A 20,490-nucleotide genomic window follows, 5' to 3' on the forward strand; every position below is an offset into this window, starting at 1 on the left:
AACTCTTGGAAAATATAGCTATCATGAAACTCGAAGTTCAGCAACTAAAACCATCAGCCATTTTGCCCAAATATGCCCATGAAGATGATGCCGGGCTGGATTTATTCTCAGTGGAAAATATAGAAATCCCCCCTGGTAAAAGTCATTTAGTCCGCACCGGAATTGCGATCGCCCTTCCCCCCAACACCGAAGCCCAGGTTCGTCCTCGCAGCGGTTTAGCCCTCAAACACCAAATCACAGTCTTAAATAGTCCCGGAACCATTGACGGCGGATATCGGGGAGAAATTGGCGTGATCTTGATTAATCATGGCACCACCTCATTTAAAGTAGAAATAGGCATGAAAATCGCCCAGATGGTCATCTCGCCAATTGTACGGGTCGAAGTTGAAGCCGTAGAACAACTCAATTCAACCTTTAGGGGTTATAATGGATTTGGATCGACAGGTTTCGGGGTTTAATGTTATGGAAGATATCGCGCCCAATTACCAACCCCCCATCAGACCTACCTGGGATGAGTATTTTTTGATGTTTGCTAAACTAGCAGCCACCCGATCAACCTGTTTGGCTTTCCCAGTGGGGGCGGTAATTGTCAAAGATAGGCAAATTCTCGCAACCGGTTATAATGGTTCCCCCTCCGGTTCGGTTCACTGTACTACCCAGGGTTTCTGTTATCCTGGACTTAGTAGTTGTGATGCTAGTCAAACCCTACCTTCGCGGGCGGTTCATGCTGAAGCTAATGCGATCGCTCAAGCCGCCAAACATGGTATTTGCTGCGCTGGTGCCAGTATTTATGTCACCCTAGAACCCTGTATCTATTGCCTGAAATTGATTATTTCTACAGGGATTAAGGAAGTCTACTATGAGAAGGTTTTTAATAGTGGGGAAAAAGCTATGCTGCGGGATATGTTCGTTAAAGAAGGTTTAGTCAGCATTAAACAAATCTATCTATCTCAGGAAATCGCTCAACAAGGAGCCATGTTTCTCCTAAATCCTACTTCTGTACCTCGTCCTTGACTGGTGATGATTCCCCAGATAATGCTGGTTTAAGCCTGATTATCAACCTCTAATAATTAGTGAGGATGACAGCAAAATGATTACTCGCAAATCTTCACCTTGGCTAGTCGGAATTAGCTTGATACCAGTATTGCTAATTGCCTCCTGTGATGATGCCTATAATAGGTCCTTACAGTCTCCTCCACGGGAGTTAGCTACCCCTCGCGTAGGGGAAACTTATTTAGATGCAGGCTTAACACCAGCCACACCGTCACCAATACCGCTGGAATTGGATGCCGAAATTCCCAACACAGAAACCTATGATTTAATTGCCGAAAATAACTTTCAATTAGTAGCAGCTAATCCCCTGTCTACCTTCTCGATTGATGTTGATACAGCATCCTATAGTAATGTACGCCGCTTTATTAACCAGCGTCAACGTCCGCCCATTGATGCAGTCCGAATTGAGGAATTGATTAATTATTTTTCCTACGATTATCCTCAACCCCAAGCCGAAGAACCTTTTTCAATTACCACAGAAGTATCCTCAGCCCCTTGGAGCCCGCAACATCAATTAGTTCATATTGGGTTACAGGGTAAAACTTTAGCGATCGAGGAATTACCCCCTAGTAATTTGGTATTTTTATTGGATGTATCTGGTTCCATGAATCAGCCCAATAGACTACCCCTATTGAAGGAAGGATTTAAGTTATTAGTTGACCAACTCACCGAACAGGATACGGTGGCGATCGCTGTTTATGCGGGGGCGGCTGGTGTGGTTTTACCTCCTACCCCTGGTAATGAAAAACAGAAAATTATCGCCGCCATAGATGGCTTACAAGCCCAAGGTTCAACCGCTGGCGGTGAAGGTATTAAATTAGCCTATGAGTTAGCTACCAGGATGCTAAGTGAAGCCAAAAATAATCGGGTAATTCTGGCTACTGATGGCGATTTTAATGTGGGTGTATCCAGTGATGCGGAATTGGTGCGGCTGATTGAATCTTATCGCGATCGCGGTATTTATTTAACCGTGTTAGGCTTCGGTATGGGGAATTATAAAGACTCCAAAATGGAGAAACTATCGAATCATGGCAATGGTAACTATGCCTATATAGACAACCTAATGGAAGCCAAAAAAGTGATGTCTACCGAATTAACCGGAACCCTATTTACCATTGCTAAAGATGTGAAAATTCAAGTAGAGTTTAACCCCGCCCAAGTTCAAGCCTATCGGTTAATTGGCTATGAAAATCGCCGCCTGGAAAATCAGGACTTTCATGATGATACCAAAGATGCGGGAGAAATTGGGGCGGGACATTCCGTAACAGCCCTTTATGAAATTATCCCCGTTGGTGTAGAATCAGATGTAAATTTACCGGCGGTGGATCAGTTAACTTATCAGCAAAATGTCGTCAGTTCAGAAGCCTATAATAGCAATGAATTAATGAGGTTGAAAATCCGTTATAAACCCCCAACGGAAACAGAATCACGGTTACTTGAACAGCCCATAATTAACCGTAGTCTTCCCCTGAATCAAACCTCGGATAACTTCCGATTTGCGGCGGCTGTGGCTGAGTTTGGGATGCTGTTAAGAAACTCCCCCTATCGCGGAAATTCCAGTTTTCCACAAGTCTTACAATTAGCAGAATCATCCAAAGGTGTTGATTTACACGGCTATCGATCCGAATTTATCCAGTTAGTAAAAAGGACTCCCCAACGTTAACCTCGCAGCAGTTTAGGCGATTGTCAATTAAAAGGCGATCGCCACTTCCAACTAAAGGGACTCAATTTTATTTTTCAACTCCAATAGATCAGGATATTGATTAATATTTATTCTAGTAATTCCCCAATCTAAAAATTGTTTTAAAGGGGGGTATCTATTCTCCTGTCTCTGCATTTGTTTGATCAGATCTTTTCCGTGAAACCAAATTAAGTATTGTTGGCGATTCCAAAATTCTTCATCACTAAATTTTTCTTGATAAGTTGTCAGACGTTTTTCCAAATTCTCCGATGTCACTGTATCAACAGCTTGTCGAAATTTTGTAATCATTTCTAAGGCACTAATTTTACACTCCTGTAAAACTAATGAACTCGGAAGAGTGCCACTGCCTCCTGTCCAGGTTGTTTTCAGTGTTTCGCGGGCGCTACTACCAGCTAATAACTCACCTAAAGACCATCGCACAGCTTGATAATCTTGTATATTTCTAGCACTCGTTTCAATCCATTCGGAAATTTTATTGATTCCCGGTGAGTTATTATAACTCCATTTTGAGGAAGGATTTTCTATTTTTTCCTGATACTTTTCCTGCCAATATTTATCAATTAAATCTGCATTCAATAGATAATTTTCCAGACAAGATCTGTAAGTCAAGTATGCCGATACTTTACCCCTTTTATGGCGCAGTGAAAGCAGTTGGGTCTGGGGAGTCGGTTGCTGATCAAAATCCCGATCGCGAAAAGCAATATATCTTGGATTTGTGGTTTGATTTTGTCCGAAGTAAGCCTGTGCAAAGATGGAAAATCCAAACTTTCCACCCGTGGGTACAATCGTGGGGCGATCGCCTGATATATCCTCAACTAATCGATTAAGGAAACGATAATCTAAGCTGCTTTCCTTCCCCTCGCAAAAAATAGTTTTTCCACCACTAATTACACTCATAACTATATCTCGAATCTGATAATATTTGCATCGGGGACTAGCTGCTCTATATAATCCGAATGAGTAGTAATTATAAATTGATTGTTTTTCCCAAGTTTCGGCAAAGATCTCAGTAATGCTTGTTGCATAGGCGGATGTAAATGCAGTTCAATTTCATCAATTAAAATCACTGAATTATGAATATTCCAACTAGCAAAATCTACCAATATGGGAAAAGTCGATCGCTCTCCTCCCGACATTTCCGAAATTTCGTACTGATTCTTACTATCATACAGGTAAAACCAAGGCTCACTTAAAATGTCATCTACTCCCTCTCGTAGCACAGGACCATCAAAACTCCGTTCGGGAAAAATAGCTTGATAAGCACGTTCGAGATCCCCATATAAATCTCTTTGTCCGGGTCGTAAATTTTTGATTTTACCCGATTTAATATCTTGATGAAACTGTCGCCACTTAGATAAACGATCGCGCAGAATATCATCGGTAATTTCAACTGTTTTATCTGGATCTTCAGTAGTCAAGCTAGTTGAAGTTCTTTGTTCTGTGTACCACAGCACTGTACCCACTCGCTCGAAGACATTAAATCCGTGGGAACGTACCAATTTTTTGGCATATTCTCTACCCTTAAATTGGAAAAGTTCAGCCGCTGTCTCAGCCTGAACTCGTCCATCTCGCCATTTAATAGTTACCACATTTTCTTGAGCCGGAGCATGAGAATAACCAGAGCCTTCCAGATTTTGATAAAACTCTTGAATCGCCTTAATTTCCTGAGATGAAAATTGAACTTTTACGGCAACCCCTGGCTCAAACTTTCCCCAATTACTCCCTAATAATTCATAGTTAAATCCCAGCCATTTTAAGTCATGAAAGTGATGGATCCGACCCGTTGCCATCCCTAAAGTGGCTGCTATAGCTTGTAAAATGCTGGTTTTGCCAGCACCATTCATTCCGATTAAAACAATCAAATCTTTTGCTAATCCGGTTTCCGAGTCCGTAAAATCCAACTCCAGGTGCCGAAATTTTTTAAAATACTGCAAGTTAATCGATTCAATTTTCATCGGTTTTACCCATTCACAAAAGTTCTGGAATATGGCATAATTAAAGATTGAGTTAATATCGCCATAGCCCAACCAGATATTTAATGGTCAAGCCATGGCGATTAGAAATGAGCCGCCAGCAAACCCGAGGGTTATTTGTTATAATAAAACTCGATTTCTTTATCTTTTAGGGGTGCAAAACCTGCGGCTTCTAGCATCTGGTTTAGTTCCGACTGGGCGATATGTTTCGCTCCAATGCGGACGATGCGCGATCGCATAGTATTACTAACCCCACTGCGTTGGCGCTGTCCTTCCAAAGCCATCACTTTATGATATAGTTCTAGCTTTTCTGGGGGAATGGGACTCCCATCAAAATCCAGTCCTTGGGCGATCGCCACATCAATAGCGTCGGCTCCGGTGTTGGTAGAATTTGCACTCATGATAAATTATAACTGCCATGTTTGACCAGCATTATTATAGCAGCCATTTGTAGGCGTATCACACCATGACTAGCCCTCAGTTTAGATGGGATCATCTAATCCCGGTCTGGGTGTCGGTTCAATTCTCAGCCTTGATAAATGTCGCAACCAGACACCACCTATAACCGCCACAATTAGTGATATCCATGCGATCGCCTGTTGGAGAAGTAGAAATCCTCCCGTCGCTAATAGTAACCCCAGCAATAAAAATATAGAGGCTAAAACCCGTTGTAAATCTAAGCCTAAATCCTGGGCGGGAAATAAACCAGTTTTCATCCTTTCCCGACTCCAACCTGGTCCTCCTGGTCGCACTTTTTGATAAAATGTTTCTAGGGTGGTTTCGGACTCTGGGGGAGTTAATACTAAGACAATCACCCATAAACAAGTCACGCTAATGGTGATAAAAATTATCCGCCAACCAAAGTCTTCAATTTTGAACCAAGGGGAAAGACTCGTGACCATTCCCACGAAGAAACTACCGACGATCGCACTTAATTCCGCCGCCGCATTTACCCGCCACCAAAACCACCGCAATATTAATACTAAACCCGACCCGGTACCAATGGCAATTACCAGGCGAAAAACTGTGGCTACATCCGTGGCTAAAAAGGCAGCGATCGCCCCTAAAACCGTGACTAAAACAGACGATAACCTACCCACCAATACCAACTCAGTTTGAGTGGCTGTCGGCTTGACAAACCGCAAATAGAGGTCATTGGTAATAAACGATGCACCCCAATTAATGGAGGTGGAAACCGTACTCATAAACGCGGCTAATAAGGACGCAACCACCATCCCCAAAATTCCCACGGGGAGGAAATCTAACATTAACTTAGGATAGCCTAATTCCTTATCGGCTAAATCAGGATACAGCACCACAGAAGCCAAAGCCACCAAAATCCAAGGCCAGGTTCTGATCACATAGTGCATAATATTAAAAGTCCAAGCCGCCTTTTCTGCGTCGGCTTCATTTTTGGCGGCTGCAAATCGTTGGACAAATTCCCCGCCGCCGTCACTGCGTCGCCAAGACCACCACTGAAGAAAGATATAAGCGAAAAATGTACTAGCGGTAATTCCCGCCGTTTTACTAAAACTAATCCAACCCTCGCCGCCACCAAAATTAACGGGAAGTAGAGACAAAATATCTTGGTCAGGATAAGCGATCGGCACCTGTTCAACCAGGGAGTGAATCCCCCCGACACTTCCCAGGGCAAAATATGCCACAACTATCGCCCCAAATAATGCCAGAAAAAACTGGAAAAAGTCCGTGGCTACGACTCCCCAAAGTCCGGCTAAACCGGCATAAATCAAGACAAAAATACTGACCCCAACCACACTAAAAAGTTTAAGGTTATTGTCTCCCGCCTCAATACCCAAACTTTGCCAAATTTCCAAAGCATCAACCACCTTAACCATGGCTAACATGGCATAACCGATCGCAATACAATTCATGGGGACGGCAAAAATAAACGCCTTCACCCCCCGCAAAATTGCGCCCATATCACCGCCATAGCGTAATTCTGTCAATTCCGCATCCGTGAGAACTTCCGATCGCCGCCACATTTTGGCAAAAATGTAGATCATAATCACGTGGGAGATGCCAAAGGTCCACCATTCCCAGTTTCCGGCAATTCCCCGGTTAGCCACAACCCCGGTAATATAGAGGGGGGTATCGATGGAAAAGGTAGTAGCAGCCATACTGATACCAGCTAACCACCAGGGAAGCGATCGACCAGAAACAAAGAAATCCGCCAAACTTTTCGACCCTTTCCGCGACAGGTAGAGTCCCATCGCCATGGTCAAGATTAGGTAAACTAGGACAATCAGCCAATCAATCGGGTGCATGAATTTTCAGTGAATCTCAGTGAACAAGGCAAAATATCGGTTAGCCATCGCGGAGTTACTGGAGAAAGCGATCGCTGTTCTACAAACCTTACCTGAAAATGAACCCGATGCGATCGACTAAATCTGATCTGAGACTTCTCACGTCAAACCCCTCTCCCAAAAAGGGCGAGGGGCTGCAATGGCGATCGCACTCCATTTAATTTTGACGTTGATTAGGCTTTTTGACCCTTGCGGACTTTGCTACCCATGAAAGTCACACCCAGCAAAGCTAAACCAGCAAGAGTACCGGGTTCCGGGACAGAGACACCCGCCAAGGCTACACCATCATTACCACATTCTAGGAATAGGCTGGCTAAATAGTCACCACTGCCAATCAAAGACTTACTGAAGCTGAAACCAAAGGTATGGGTTCCCGCTCGGTTAAAGTTACCAAAATCTAAGCCAGCATTTAACAATTCCTGTTGGGAGTGCATATTAATGCCACCAACCAAGTTACCAGAGGCGATCACGTTATCGATAGAAGTTGTTTGACCGAAATAGTCGTAAGCCTCCTGTCTGGTAGCGATGTCAGTACCCATGGTGTTCGGGCGATCAAATCCAGAGTTGTAGTAGTGTTGCAGGCTGTTGTATCCGTTGTTAATGCTAGTCACACTTTTTGCGCGAACATTGCTATAAACACCTAACTCGGATGCACCAGAATCATTAGTTTCGGCAAAACGCACACCAAAGAGAGCGTTATTTTGGCTGGCGGTTAGGAAATCATCTCCGGTGAAATTGAAGAACAAGTCACCCCAACCAATTACACCACTTGTGGCATCTATAGTGTTAACTCCCGCCAATGGTGTACCGCCTGTTAAGGCAACCCATATAGTATCGGAGGTTTGCATGGTTGCCATACCGTAGATATCATATTGGGCACCACCGGAACCGTCGCCAATGGCATCAATTGCATAGTTCCAGCCATTGTGAAACTGTCCAGCAGTGGCGGTGGTAGCAGTAGCTGCGATCATGCAGGTGGCGGCGATCGCACTTCCGATTAATGTTTTAGCATAATTAGATTTCATAACTCAAGCCCCGCTAACTTTTCTTCATCCTTTGCATTTTCAAAATAACTGGTTTTATATAAAGATTGCTACCGCAGTGAGGGGAATTACTGTAAAGTTTCTGTAAAGATGAAACATTTTGATTAGGGAAATTACTTGCCGATTTAATTGCGTGAAAATACGGATGATTTCATGGAAATTGTGGCATCCCTACCGCCCAGGTCCACCATGGAGAGTTTCCAGGGAGGCGATCGCAGTTGTGAAAGTTTGCTTTAAAATAGATCCTTATCCCATTACCGTGGACTCCGGCAATGAAACCAACCCTGACTCGCACCCCTCTGTATGACCTATCCGTTGAACTAAAAGGCAGGATGGTTCCCTTTTCGGGCTGGGAAATGGCGGTTCAGTATTCCGGTATTACCCAAGAACATCAAGCAGTGCGATCGCAAGTGGGACTATTTGACATCTCCCACATGGGCAAATTTTACCTCGAAGGTGAACAGCTAATCAATGCCCTCGAACCCCTATTTCCCTCTAGTCTCAGTCGTCTGCAACCCGGTCAAGCCCAATATACAGTCCTATTAAATGGCAGTGGCGGCATATTGGATGATGTGATTTTTTACTACCAAGGCTTAGACCCAGCCACGGGAAACCAGCGGGGAATGATGATTGTTAATGCAGCCACCAAGTCCAGAGATAAGGCTTGGGTGGTCGCCCATTTGGAAGGAACCGGAGTCGCCCTAGAAGACCTATCTCGCAGCCAGGTATTAATTGCAGTCCAGGGACCCCAAGCGGAAGCTGTCCTTGGATCCCTAGTAGAAGCGGACTTATCAGCAGTTGCCAATTTTGGACATATAGAAACTACCCTTTTCGGAAAACCTGCATTTATCGCCCGGACTGGATACACGGGAGAGGATGGGTTTGAAGTCATGGTAAATCCCGACACCGGAGTAAATCTATTTCGGGAGTTAATAGAAGTGGGAGCCACGCCCTGTGGTTTGGGGGCTAGAGATACCCTGCGTTTAGAAGCGGCAATGGCTTTGTATGGGCAAGATATTGATACCCATAGCACCCCTTTAGAGGCTGGTTTAGGCTGGTTAATCCATTGGGATGAGAAGGGGGACTTTATCGGTCGTGAGTCCCTAGAAGCGCAAAAATCCGGGGGTTTATCGAGGCGGTTAGTGGGGCTAGAAATGCAGGGCCGATATATTGCCCGCCACGGTTATTCTGTGAAGGCTGGCGGCGAAGTGGTGGGAGAAATTACCAGCGGCACGATGTCGCCTACCCTGGGAAAGGCGATCGCCTTAGCCTATGTTCCCGTAGAATTAGCCAAAATCGGCAGCCAAGTAGAAGTAGAAATCCGTAATCAAATCTACCCCGCAACGGTTGTTAAACGTCCCTTCTATCGTTCCCCACATCGGTAGTTATTGACCCCTAACCAGAAGATTAAATCCTGGGGGTTTCTTCATGATAAGCGATCGCAGATCCTCCCGATTCACACTTTCAAATAGAGTCCGTTCATAGCGCCATTGACCGGAATGAACATAGTGGAAATTGGGCGTATTTTGTAATCGCGGTGGTTTTTGCCAGTCTAAGGCAAAGGCTAGGGTACTCCCAGAAGAATTAGGGGCTAATTTTTCTGGTCCCACATAGTGATTTAATCCTCCCCCATTACGACCGACACAGCCACAGAGAATTAAGCCGACAATAGCGGCACAATACATGAGATTATTGTGATACCAATGGTTAATCCCGGCACCAATAATAATGCTGGATTTGCCTTCGGTAATTTCGGCATTTGCTGCCCATTCACGGGCTAGTTGAATCACGGTTTGTCGGTCAATTCCTGTGAATTTTTCTTGCCATGCGGGGGTATAAGGTTTGGTTTCATCGTCATAGTTTTCGGGATAGTCTCCCCCTAAGCCTCGAGTAACTCCAAATTGCGCCATTAATAGGTCATAAATGGTGGTGACTGTTAGGCTGCCATTGGCGGTTTCTAGATATTTGACGGGGACTTCCCGTTGGCAAGTTGATTCGTTATCGGAGAAGTCGGTAAAGGTGACCGATAAATGGCGATCGCCATTCTCCAGTAGGGTTAATAAGGGGTCAATTTCTCCATGATAATTGTACCAGTCCTAAAAGTTGCAAAAATCGCGAACCCACTGCATAACTCAACATAGACAGGGCGGGAATTGGAGAAAATCTAATGATGCGATCGGCTCCTTCTTTTTTAACAGTATGAGTGATGGATGCGCTAATAATTTCTAACACTTAATCCCAACTACTGCGACGAAAACCACCTTTCCCTCTCGCTTGTTGATATTCCCGGCGTTTTTAGGGGTTATTCATAATAGAAGTCCAGGGTTCGTTTTTTTTCCGAATTTATGCCCAAATCTCACTCAGAGTTAGTGGGTTGGGTTTAATGCTGCATTGATTTTTCGACTAATTTGTTGCGAACTCCGGTAAAGCGATCGCGCCAAGTTAAATTACTCAGAATCAGTAAGATTAAGCAACCTCCTAAAGCCATTAATACTAATTGCCAACTAGGGGTTAAGGAAGTGCAAAAAATCTCCGTAGCTGCGGGTTCATTGACCACCGCATTTTGCTGTTCAAAAAATGCTAATAGGGCGGCTTTTTTTGCTTCCGTAAAGTGTTGATTTCCTCCAGCCAGATAGTCAACAATTGCTTCGCTTTGTTCGAGAGTTAATCCTATATTGGGCATGGGAACGCCATTATATTTGGCGAGAATTTCTTGGGCGAGAGGATCGCCATTTTGGATCAGTTTATCCGGTTCGGCAATCCAATTAATTAACCATTGGCGATCGCGGTTTTCTGTGACTCCTTGTAAGTCGGGAGCAAATCCTTTCCCCGTGCCATCTAAAGTATGACATCCCCCACAGGATTGTTCAAATCAAACTTGACCATTTTCGGCGGCTATGGCTGCGGGTGTATGGTTCAATATTGCCAGCCCAAAGATAACAGCAGAGATGAGGAAAACTTTAATAAATTTATTTAACATGAATGCTACTCCTTGTAATTTCCCTGATTTTTTCAGAATACATCAGCAAATTATTCGTGAGCGTGTTTATGGTGCCACTACGCAAAAAGGTCATATTGAGCAACAAGGCACAGGCTCAATTCCCCAACAAGCAAAGGAAACGGCAAAGCCAAGAGTGGCTAACCAGAGGTTTTGTTGGGCTTGAATTTGATGGGAATTAGCTTGAGACATAGTTTTAAGTCTCCTGTTTTTAGGGGATTTTTGGTTAAAGTTTGCTTTCGGAGTGAGTCACGGCACCGACGGACTGATTCCCAACTACTACTTGGGGCGATCGCCAGATATATTGAATCGGTAAAGACAGGAAGTGAACTAACCGAGTAAAGGGGAATAATCCCACCAATGAGAAAGCTCCCACTATATGAACTTTTACCATCAAAGGTAAATTTTCGACTAGGGAAATATTGGGGTTAAATTGCAAAACTGACCACAGATAAGGAACTGCTGCCCCTGCATACCAGGATGACCCCCAACCATAGAATATTGCTGTCCAAATTCCGGCAACAACTTGCACAAATAACCCGACTAATAGGACAACATCCATCACCGAAGTAATCGCCCTAATTCTCGGTGGAAATGCTCGGCGAATCATTAACATGATTAAACCAAAAAAGGTTAAAAATGCCAAGGATAAACCCGTTCCTTATAGGACATATAACCGCCAAGGTACGCCATTCCAAGCTCAGACCGACTGGGGAATGAGTAATCCCAATAAGTGACCTCAGTGACGGGGTTTAAAGTTTGCTGAACAATCATCAGTAAACTCTCTGAAAGCTGACCGTAGGGCTTCTGCTCTTTAAACCCTGCTTTAATTTTTTCTAACGCGGGGACTAACCCATCATTAATTAATTGTTGAGTTAGTTGATATCTGGTTTTAACTAACCCAAGAATTCCCGGAAAATGGTTAAATGATTCGGCAATTCTGGACTGTTATCAATAAAGTTATGTTCCTGGTATTTTTCTTTTAATTTAACCAAGAATTATCCCCGTTGATAGCCATCTCCAAACAGTTGATATCCCAGATATGGGTAACAAGTTGGATTCAGATCAAAGGTGCTGGTGTAAATTTCTTCTAGGTTGGGGGTGGGGGTATTTTGCAAAAACTGAACAAAATCTGCTAAAAATGGCTCAACATTCGGATAAGTCTGTGTCACACAATCAAGCTGGGCAGTGAGGTGTGTTTTCTGGTTTCCTTCCTTTCGCCCATGAATTCATGCTGATGATTTGGCTTATTTAGTGATGTATTTGCTGAGAGAGTCTGGGAGAAAATTTCTCAGGAAATACTGATGTTATAGTGTTAATAATTGGTTGACAGTCCTCTCGCTGCTCTGGTGCTGAAACCAACTCCAACTTCTCCCTTATGCAGTTGAGTATCTTCAATCATAGAAATGGCATATTCCCTGTGCATGGAAGGAATGAGAAATCGTTCGTCCCAGGTTGCCAGAGAAGTCAAGCGATAGATTTCTTCGCTTCAGGGGTTAAACCGGCTTGGGAAATTGCTTCTTGCACTTTGTCAGCATCTAAATCTCCAACTTCTTGCAACCGTTTAGATAATCGTACAGAAATCAACTTGCGGTAGGTTTCTTTAATTAAGTCTTTATTTCCGGCTGTCAACATTTTGGCTAAGTATTCAATGGGGATTCTAGCCTGTTATAAGTTGCCAAAAAAGTTGTCGCTATTGGTGTTATAGGTGCCGTTGTCTACCCGTCCTAATACCGGAAGCAAAGGCGGAACGTAGAATAACATGGGTAAGGTGCGAAATTCTGGATGCAGAGGTAAAGCCAGTTTCCATTCTTTGACGAATTTCTAAACTGGGGATTTTTGGGCGGCTTCAATGACTGAAGTATTAACCCCATCTTTTTCGGCTTGGGCAATGACTTCGGGAGCGAATGGATTTTGGATTAATTCCCGTTGTTTTGTGACTAATTCTGATTCATCACAGGAGGCGATTTCTTGAATGCGATCGCCATCATAAAGCAGAACTCCCAGATAGCGAATGCGTCCGACACAGGAATGGAAACAAGCGGGGGGTTGACCCGTTTCTAAGCGGGGGAAACAGAGGATATATTTCTCTGATTTGCCTGATTTCCAGTTATAATAAACTTTTTTTAGGGACAGGCGGTGACTCCAAAACGCCAACCCCGACAGACATTTTGATTGACTAAAACCATGCCATCTTCTCCCCGTTTATATAATGCACCAGATAGGAAGATAGAAGAAAAAAAGGCGATCGATTTCAAATAAGGTTTGCCGATCTTGTTCGCTAATTGCCTCTAGGTTGGGGTCGTTGCTGGCGTAAATTGGGGAACCACCGAGGTCATCATCCCAGTTGGGACCTGCCTTGATATCGATTTCGTCTCCAGTGATTAGCGAAATGGGTTTAGCGGTGGGTTGATCGTCACTAGCTGGGGCGTTAAATAAGTCTTCATATTTGTAAGTCCAAGGTTCATAATAATCATCAATAGTAGGTAAGTAGGGTTGATGAAAAATATTAGCTAAACCTTTAACTTTGTTGGTGGAAGGTAACTCGATTTTTTCCTTACCTTCTGGTTTTTTCCAGCCTCCTTGATACTGTTCTTGATTTTCCCATTGGGTAGGATAACCTGTTCCTGGTTTGGTTTCTACGTTATTCCACCACATATATTCGGGGCCTTGGCGATCGGTCCAAATATTTTTACAGGAAACGCTACAGGTATGGCAACCAATGCACTTGTCCAGATGAAACATCATGGAAATTTGAGCGCGAATATTCATGGCTTTTGCTCCTTTTTTGAGGATTAGAGGGAAGCCAGCCTTTCCCGGATAAAGGAAAAGGCTAGTTTTTTTGACTTACTGGTTCAGCACTTCTTTTTTATGCTGCGGGGCCGCGGCTACAGCGGCAACTTCTGCTAATAAGTCATCAGGAACTCCCATTTCTTTTAGGGTTTCCATTAGGTCTTCTGCTACTGCATCAAAATGTTCGCTGCTTAGACCTTGTTCTTCGACTAAGGCTTTATGGGCTTCCCGCATATAGCGCCCATCATATTTATCGCTGCCACCAAAGGCATAGGTGAGAAAGGCTTTCTGGTGCGATCGCTGTTTTTTCATATCCGTATTAACAAAGAAATGCTTGATGCGATCGTCGTTTAAAACCCGTTCATAAAACTTATCAACAGCCAGGTCAACCGCATCCTTACCGCCCAGTTTTTCAAATAAAGTCGCCATCTTTTACCTGGTGAATGTGTACATTAGCATCGGTTTTTCGTTGCTTCATCAGAAAATAAGTTTGAGGGAAAATCTCAATCTTTTATACATCATGGTTACATAGGATAGTCAGCAGTTAAGGGTGCATCAGGTTGAGGTTGGGTGGGTTGTTGAAAAATTGCGATAATTGAACGCAACACACACAGAACCATTAGTAAAGCACCTAGGCTAAAAACAATGTCCCCAGGAATCCTTAGCCATACAGTCCAGTGCATCCAAGACGAATTAATCACCTCAGCACTGCGGGCGTACCAAGTGCCATGATTGACCGATTGCACCAGTTGATAAAAACCACTGGGAATTAAGCCAAATACCATCATCATCACCAGACCGATATTAATGCCCCAGAATGACAAATTAAATAGTTTTTCATTCCCAGCATGATCTGGGGTAATTTCCCGTAAGGCAAATAGCATCAGGGCTAAGGCTAAAGAGCCATAGACCCCAAATAACGCCGAGTGAGCATGAATGGGAGTGGTGTTAATTCCCTGAGAGTAGTAGAGGACAATGGGAGGATTAATCAAAAATCCAAATACTCCAGCCCCTACTAAATTCCAGAAGCAAGTCCCGATCAAGAATTTGAGGGGAACTCGATAAAATCCTTGGGCTTCTTGAGAGAGTCGAATGGATTTAACGACTTCAAAACCAATCAGGGTTAAAGGAACAACCTCTAAAGCAGAAGCTACAGCACCCATTGCAGTAATAAATACTGGAGTTCCCGAAAAATACAGATGGTGTAGAGTGCCAATTACCCCACTACCGAGATAGAGAATGGTAGTCAGATAGGTTGCTCGCAGGGCTGAAGAACGTTTAAGAAATCCAAGTTCACTGCATAAATAGGCGATTGTAACCGTTGCAAAGACTTCAAAAAAACCCTCTACCCACAGGTGAACTACCCACCAACGCCAATATTCTGCAATGCTCAAAGGGGTATGGTTGGTGTACATTAACCCCGACGCATAAAACAGGGGAATTGTAATCGCACTATATAGGAAAAAGTGATTCAGTCCGGTTTTACTTCCTTCTGCTTTTAAGGCTGGTTTCAAGGCTCGGTACATTAACCACAGCCAAAACACCATACCGCCAATTAGTAGCAGTTGCCAAAGGCGACCGAGTTCGACATATTCGTAGCCTTGGTGTCCAAACCAAAAACTTTTATCTCCTAAAAATCCTTGTACTCCCGCCCAAGCACCAATCAGAGAACCGACAACGACCACGGTTAAAGCCCCTAGTAAGGCTCCATTGCCCCAGGATTGTCCTGGTGGTTCATTTTTGCCAAATCGGGGTGCAAAATAGAGTCCCGCTGCTAACCAGCAAGTGGCAATCCAAAAGACAGCCAGTTGTAAGTGCCAAGTCCGAGAGGCTGCATAGGGTAAATACTGTTGCAACGGTACACCATAAAAACCATCCCCTTCTACGGCATAGTGTGCTGTCACCATCCCCATGAGAATTTGCACTAAAAACAGAGCCATGGCGACCCCAAAAAATAGGGTGGTCACTTTTTGGCTAGGGGTGGCAAGGCGAATACTGGGACGTTCTGTGACTACCTGGACTTCTTCTGGGTCTTCTTGGGTGAGATAAATAAACAGAAATACGGCGATCGCTGCAATTAACACAATCACTGATACAATTGACCAAATCAGAAACTGAGGCGGGGCTTGGTTGCCAATCAGATCATCATGGGGGAAATTCGCCGTATAGGAAAAGGGCGCATTGGGACGATTTGCTGAAGCTGCCCAAGCCGTCCAAGCAAAGAATGCGGTAACGTTGTGGATTTGGGTATTATCCGTAAACCAACCACTAGGAATAGAATGCACAACCGACCCTTGAGAAAGCCAGGTTTGATAGTCTTCAAAGACTTTTTGTAAACCAATGGTTTGAGCTTCAGTTAAGGTTAAAGCCTTGGTTTCTGGGTCATATCGATTGGTTTTAAATTGTTTCTCTACCTGAATTTGTAAAGTAGCGCGATCGATATCTGGTAGCGATTCTAAATCCTCTTGGGTAAAAACAGGATTGCTGTTATAAATAACCCCCGCTGTCGCTAATCCCCAACGGTGCAATACATCTGCTGTCCAGTCAGGGGCCAGATAACTCCCATGACCCCAAACACTCCCAATGTGCTGTCCGCCACGGGCTAAATAAGTTTCTTGACCCTGTTGAATCTCAGCTTGGCTGAGAATCATCTCCTGTTGTGGAGAAACAATTGTTGCAGGTATAGGAGGCGCATTTTTATAAATTGCTGCACCCGCTGAGATGAGGACAGTGAACGTCACAATGCAAATTAGCACCAACCAGGTGGGAAGACTAAATTGCCTGGAAGAACCACCTGTAGTCGTCACTCTATCTAATGTTAGGTTTGCCATGATGTCAAGTTTTCTTCCGGTCAAGCTAAATTTAGGATGGTAACCGGATCAATTTCTTTGACTTAAGTCAAAAATCATCTGTAGAAATTCTTAAATTGTGGCTGGTGATCCTCAATTACTCAACCATTTTTTGATAATAATAAGTATTATGGCTTATATGTTCCTGTTGATGTCCTAGTATATTTTAATGCCTAATTAATTATATAATTATAAAATATATTAATTAACACCATGTAACTTATTTCCACAAAATAGTATAATTCTGCTACAGATGTGGTATAATTGATAACATCTTCAAAGTTCGGCAATTATACTTGAGATCATCTCATCAAATAATGCTCACACTTATTCCCTAGTCTAAATTCACAAATTAACTATGTTGATAATTGCAAATATCATCAACTTTGTTCAAGATTAAAATTATCATTAATTATTCATGATAGATCCCTTGTTGTTAAATAATTGGTTGTCTCAAACATTGCTATTTTCTGGATTAAGTGAATCAGAAGTAATTCCTTTTACACCAATTGCTCAAATTCCAAACTTTGCCAAATCTGAGATGGTTTTTAATCAAGGTAACCCTGAAGTTTTTTTCATTGTGAAAATGGGTAAGGTTAAAGTATTTAAAGTTTCTGCCAATGGTAAAGAGCAAATTGTTCATATCTTCCAACTCGGAGATTACTTTGCCGAAGTTCCTGCTTTAGATGGTCAACCTTTCCCGAATTCGGCGGCAGCTTTAGAACCGACAGAGTTAGTATTCTTTCCCCGTGAACTTTTTTTAAAGGTACTACATCAATCTCCTACTGTCTCAGTTAATCTACTGACCAGTCTTTGTCAACATCTGCGAGAATTAACCTCTTTAATTGATTCTCTCTCATTTCAAGATGTCCCACAGCGATTGGCAGCCTATTTGTTAAATTTAAGTAATCGCGATTTTCAACAAATCAATTCTGGTAGGGAGACTGATCGTCTGGTTACTCTCGATATAAATAAAGGTGAACTCGCCTCCTTATTAGGAACTATTCCGGCCACACTATCAAGGGCATTTGCTAAATTGAGCCAAAAAGGTTTAATTGCAGTTAATGGTTCGCAAATTCAGATTTTCAACCATCAAGGTTTACAAGAATTCAGCCAGTCATTGATTGATTAAAGTCCTTTAAATACCAGTGACATACATTTATAGCTCAACCACTAATTTTGGTTCTGGCTATTGATGGCCTGTTCTGTGCTATATTGTACCGACTGCTAAAGAAAGCCACTTATCCATCCCCCACCAGGATGATGATCATTGACTACATGACCTGCCTTTGTTGATAGGCGATCGCACAGTTACGACCTCTTTCTTTGGCTTTGTACAACGCTTCATCCACCTGGCTGATTAGATGGCTGATGGAGTAATTACCGCTGTGAAATTCAGCCACCCCAAAACTAGCCGTTTGATAACCAACCGTGGGAAACTTGTGACTGGCTAAATCTTGACGTAGTGCCTCAGCTAGAGCCTTCGCTCCCCATAAATCAGTCTGGGGACTGATGATGATAAACTCTTCACCACCCCATCGCCCTAAAATATCTGTTTTCCTCAGTCTTTGATGGAACAGTGCCACCATTTCGATTAATACAGCATCTCCCGGGAGATGCCCAAAGGTGTCGTTAATCTTTTTGAAGTAATCGATATCACAGAGAATCACGCTAAATTTCTGTCCGTTTCGATGGAAAAGAGACTCCTGTTCCTGCAAGCATTTTTCAATTTTTAGGCGATTGAAGCAGCCTGTCAAAGGATCCGTAACCGAGATTTTTTCCAGCTTGCGGTTATAAGTTTGTAGTAAATATTGGCGATACAGAACAATCGCTAAAACCCCTAGCCCGATGAATACAAATCGCCCAATAGCCCGATAATCGACACCTTGTTCATATCGAACAGAAATCCAATTGTTGATGATGCCTTGTCTGGCTTTTTCATCGATAGAAGCGATCGCTTTTTCAAAAATGGCCAGAAGTTCCGGCTCATCATTACGAACCGCAATACTCAAAGGCAAAATTTTATCAAATCGACCCGCGATTTTCAGGGAAGGAAATCGTTTCTGAATAGTATATGAAGTCGTCGGTAAAACATCCACATAGCCAAACAAATGCCCATGTTCTACTTGCTGTAAACCATCCTCAATCGAAGCCACCTCCACAATTTGCATATCCGGGTATTGGTTCCGCAATATTTCTACAAAAGCGTAGCTTTTAACCATGCCAATTTTGTGATTAAGAACATCCCTGATATCGGGAATAAACGGTTCCCTTTCTCGCGTCGCAATCACTAAAGGTAACTCAAGATGGGGTCTCGTAAAGTTGGCATATTCTAGGCGATCTGGCGTAGCCACAGCTAGGGAGAGAATGTCACATTGTCGCTGTTTAAATTGCTCAATACTTTCTACCCAAGTCTGAGTTTTAAGCAGCGTAATTGGGATGCCAATCCGGTCTATCAACAATTGCATGAAGTCTGCACTCATCCCCGTATGTTGCCCATCAATGATTGCATCTAGGGGCATCCAATTAGGGTCAACACACATTTTTATCTCACCTTTATCTTGTAAATATTCCAATTCTGTTCTGGTAAAATTAAAGCTGGCGGTATCCGCAGCCAAATACCAGCGGCGAAGGAGATTGGCATAGTCTTCTTCCGAAACCGCTGCCATAGCTTTGTCTAAAATTGATTTCAAAATTGGGCGATCGTTGCGGATGCCTAAATATTGAGGTACATTCGATAAATGAGGGTGATTAATCAGAGGACGACTGATTAACTCTGTCAAAAAATAGCGTTCAATATAATAGTTAAAAGTGGCATGGCTTTCTAAAGCCGCATCGGCTCTCCCCGCTTCCACCTGCTTCATGGCATCCAATGTGTTGTTAGTCAACAGTAGGTTAATCTCAGGATAGTATTTGGTTAATATTTCCTCGAAAAAGAAACCTCTGACAATCGCTAAATTTTTACCTTTAAGCTGTTTAATCTCAGTATAATCTTCCCCATCTTTGCGCGTTAACAAAGAATTCACCAAGTCAAATACATATTGCTCAGAATAGAGCGCGAATTTGTGACGATCTGGAGTGATCACCATATTAGTGACCACATCAATTTCTTTCTGAGCCAACATCGTCATACATTCCGACCAAGTTGGACCCACCACCAACTCAACTTCCAGCCCCACTTTTTCCGCGATCATCTTAATATACTCATTGCTAAATCCTGTAGGATTACCATTCTTAACAAAGTTATAAGGCGGCCAATCCGACTCCCCATGAACTCGGATAACTGGATTAGCCTGAATATACGCTTGTTCGGCTGGGGTTAATTCAACTACTAACCGCTCACCCGTTTGTTGGGCAACTCCCGGATTACTAGACACCAGTAACGTTAAGATTAGGCTTAACAAGCATAAGAGGAATTGATGACCATCGAATTGGTAAGGCACTTTCATTTTGCCAAATAAATGCTACATTACCATAATAAGCCGCCATTTTTGATTACTGAAGTTGAGACGATTGGTGGCTTGTAAAATTACCAATGCCATCAATTTTCTCTAGTGCGATCGTCTTTTACAGCCCTTTCAGTAATCATGCAATACCCCTTGAAAGTCCCTCTCCGCAGGTGGGAGAGGGATTGAGAGTGAGGGTAATGTTTAGTGCGACTTCTCGGCTGTAACTGGAAATCAGTGGGTGGCATGGGGGGTTCCCAGTCCGTCTCCTTCCCCGTTTTCGAGCAAGTATTGGCAGTGAGTTACTGA

Annotated in this window: 22 protein-coding genes and 1 pseudogene; 5 read left to right on the forward strand and 18 right to left on the reverse strand. The window is 43.3% G+C overall.

All coding sequences use genetic code 11. The features are described 5' to 3' along the window. Positions 1-23 precede the first annotated feature (23 nt). From dut to HFV01_RS24970, 3 genes are all read left to right on the forward strand, one after another. Positions 24-458, forward strand: coding sequence for a dUTP diphosphatase (dut, locus tag HFV01_RS24960; protein ID WP_006668904.1), 435 nt, complete (start codon positions 24-26; stop codon positions 456-458). After that, positions 427-1,014: a deoxycytidylate deaminase gene (locus tag HFV01_RS24965; protein ID WP_006621959.1), complete on the forward strand. Its 588-nt coding sequence runs from the start codon at positions 427-429 to the stop codon at positions 1,012-1,014. The genes dut and HFV01_RS24965 overlap by 32 nt, the downstream gene beginning before the upstream one ends. Before the next feature lie 76 nt (positions 1,015-1,090). Next, on the forward strand, positions 1,091-2,716 hold the full coding sequence (locus HFV01_RS24970; protein ID WP_193520478.1) for a vWA domain-containing protein: 1,626 nt from the start codon (positions 1,091-1,093) through the stop codon (positions 2,714-2,716). A 51-nt stretch (positions 2,717-2,767) separates the two neighbouring features. On the opposite strand, the gene HFV01_RS24975 is transcribed toward HFV01_RS24970, so the two are convergent. From HFV01_RS24975 to HFV01_RS24995, 5 genes are all read right to left on the reverse strand, one after another. After that, positions 2,768-3,652, reverse strand: a complete 885-nt coding sequence (locus HFV01_RS24975) for a hypothetical protein (RefSeq protein ID WP_008056606.1) — start codon at positions 3,650-3,652, stop codon at positions 2,768-2,770. Between the two features lie 2 nt (positions 3,653-3,654). Beyond that, on the reverse strand, positions 3,655-4,710 hold the full coding sequence (locus HFV01_RS24980; protein ID WP_006668906.1) for an AAA family ATPase: 1,056 nt from the start codon (positions 4,708-4,710) through the stop codon (positions 3,655-3,657). 131 nt (positions 4,711-4,841) lie between these two features. After that, complete coding sequence (locus HFV01_RS24985; RefSeq protein WP_006621964.1) at positions 4,842-5,129, reverse strand: small RNA NsiR4-regulated ssr1528 family protein; 288 nt, start codon at positions 5,127-5,129, stop codon at positions 4,842-4,844. 81 nt (positions 5,130-5,210) lie between these two features. Further along, entirely contained in the window at positions 5,211-7,013 is a 1,803-nt protein-coding gene (locus HFV01_RS24990) for a sodium:solute symporter family protein (RefSeq protein ID WP_193520479.1), read from the reverse strand. Between the two features lie 212 nt (positions 7,014-7,225). After that, on the reverse strand, positions 7,226-8,077 hold the full coding sequence (locus HFV01_RS24995) for a PEP-CTERM sorting domain-containing protein (protein ID WP_193520480.1): 852 nt from the start codon (positions 8,075-8,077) through the stop codon (positions 7,226-7,228). Between the two features lie 290 nt (positions 8,078-8,367). Here HFV01_RS24995 and gcvT point away from each other — a divergent pair, with 290 nt between their 5' ends. After that, positions 8,368-9,480: a glycine cleavage system aminomethyltransferase GcvT gene (gene gcvT / locus HFV01_RS25000; RefSeq protein ID WP_006621970.1), complete on the forward strand. Its 1,113-nt coding sequence runs from the start codon at positions 8,368-8,370 to the stop codon at positions 9,478-9,480. Here the strand turns inward: gcvT and HFV01_RS25005 are convergent, their stop codons facing one another. The 11 genes and pseudogenes from HFV01_RS25005 to HFV01_RS25040 all read right to left on the reverse strand — a co-directional run bounded on the left by HFV01_RS25005 (position 9,481) and on the right by HFV01_RS25040 (position 16,717). After that, positions 9,481-10,005, reverse strand: coding sequence for a molybdopterin-dependent oxidoreductase (locus HFV01_RS25005; protein WP_006668909.1), 525 nt, complete (start codon positions 10,003-10,005; stop codon positions 9,481-9,483). Between the two features lie 470 nt (positions 10,006-10,475). Further along, entirely contained in the window at positions 10,476-10,778 is a 303-nt protein-coding gene (locus HFV01_RS31255) for a hypothetical protein (RefSeq protein ID WP_006621973.1), read from the reverse strand. Between the two features lie 3 nt (positions 10,779-10,781). After that, positions 10,782-10,907 (reverse strand): annotated as a pseudogene (locus HFV01_RS31830) (hypothetical protein); the annotation flags it as partial. A 412-nt stretch (positions 10,908-11,319) separates the two neighbouring features. Continuing rightward, positions 11,320-11,739, reverse strand: coding sequence for a respiratory nitrate reductase subunit gamma (locus HFV01_RS25020; RefSeq protein ID WP_006621976.1), 420 nt, complete (start codon positions 11,737-11,739; stop codon positions 11,320-11,322). A 352-nt stretch (positions 11,740-12,091) separates the two neighbouring features. Next, the gene (locus HFV01_RS25025; protein WP_006621977.1) at positions 12,092-12,265 is read right to left on the reverse strand and encodes a nitrate reductase delta subunit; all 174 of its coding nucleotides are present in this window, start codon (positions 12,263-12,265) and stop codon (positions 12,092-12,094) included. A 143-nt stretch (positions 12,266-12,408) separates the two neighbouring features. Next, a complete protein-coding gene (locus HFV01_RS31265) occupies positions 12,409-12,564 on the reverse strand; it encodes a hypothetical protein (RefSeq protein ID WP_223064654.1) in 156 nt (51 codons plus the stop codon). Beyond that, positions 12,561-12,752: a nitrate reductase gene (locus tag HFV01_RS31270; protein WP_285894524.1), complete on the reverse strand. Its 192-nt coding sequence runs from the start codon at positions 12,750-12,752 to the stop codon at positions 12,561-12,563. The genes HFV01_RS31265 and HFV01_RS31270 overlap by 4 nt, the downstream gene beginning before the upstream one ends. A gap of 165 nt (positions 12,753-12,917) precedes the next feature. After that, positions 12,918-13,250: a 4Fe-4S dicluster domain-containing protein gene (locus tag HFV01_RS31275; protein WP_006621979.1), complete on the reverse strand. Its 333-nt coding sequence runs from the start codon at positions 13,248-13,250 to the stop codon at positions 12,918-12,920. A gap of 48 nt (positions 13,251-13,298) precedes the next feature. Continuing rightward, positions 13,299-13,865 (reverse strand): nitrate reductase subunit beta, encoded by a 567-nt coding sequence (locus HFV01_RS31280; RefSeq protein ID WP_006621981.1) that lies wholly within the window; start codon positions 13,863-13,865, stop codon positions 13,299-13,301. Between the two features lie 75 nt (positions 13,866-13,940). Further along, positions 13,941-14,315: a group I truncated hemoglobin gene (locus HFV01_RS25035; protein ID WP_193520481.1), complete on the reverse strand. Its 375-nt coding sequence runs from the start codon at positions 14,313-14,315 to the stop codon at positions 13,941-13,943. A 95-nt stretch (positions 14,316-14,410) separates the two neighbouring features. Further along, a complete protein-coding gene (locus tag HFV01_RS25040) occupies positions 14,411-16,717 on the reverse strand; it encodes a nitric-oxide reductase large subunit (RefSeq protein ID WP_006621983.1) in 2,307 nt (768 codons plus the stop codon). A 436-nt stretch (positions 16,718-17,153) separates the two neighbouring features. Between HFV01_RS25040 and HFV01_RS25045 the strand changes: the two genes are divergently transcribed. After that, the gene (locus tag HFV01_RS25045) at positions 17,154-17,867 is read left to right on the forward strand and encodes a Crp/Fnr family transcriptional regulator (protein ID WP_006668914.1); all 714 of its coding nucleotides are present in this window, start codon (positions 17,154-17,156) and stop codon (positions 17,865-17,867) included. A 142-nt stretch (positions 17,868-18,009) separates the two neighbouring features. Here HFV01_RS25045 and HFV01_RS25050 read toward each other — a convergent pair whose 3' ends face one another. Together HFV01_RS25050 and HFV01_RS25055 are read right to left on the reverse strand one after the other, a co-directional pair. After that, the gene (locus tag HFV01_RS25050) at positions 18,010-20,184 is read right to left on the reverse strand and encodes a transporter substrate-binding domain-containing diguanylate cyclase (RefSeq protein ID WP_008056644.1); all 2,175 of its coding nucleotides are present in this window, start codon (positions 20,182-20,184) and stop codon (positions 18,010-18,012) included. Between the two features lie 92 nt (positions 20,185-20,276). Beyond that, complete coding sequence (locus HFV01_RS25055) at positions 20,277-20,429, reverse strand: hypothetical protein (protein ID WP_193520482.1); 153 nt, start codon at positions 20,427-20,429, stop codon at positions 20,277-20,279. Positions 20,430-20,490: the final 61 nt, after the last annotated feature.

The sequence above is a fragment of the Limnospira fusiformis SAG 85.79 genome (assembly GCF_012516315.1).
GTDB lineage: Bacteria > Cyanobacteriota > Cyanobacteriia > Cyanobacteriales > Microcoleaceae > Limnospira > Limnospira fusiformis.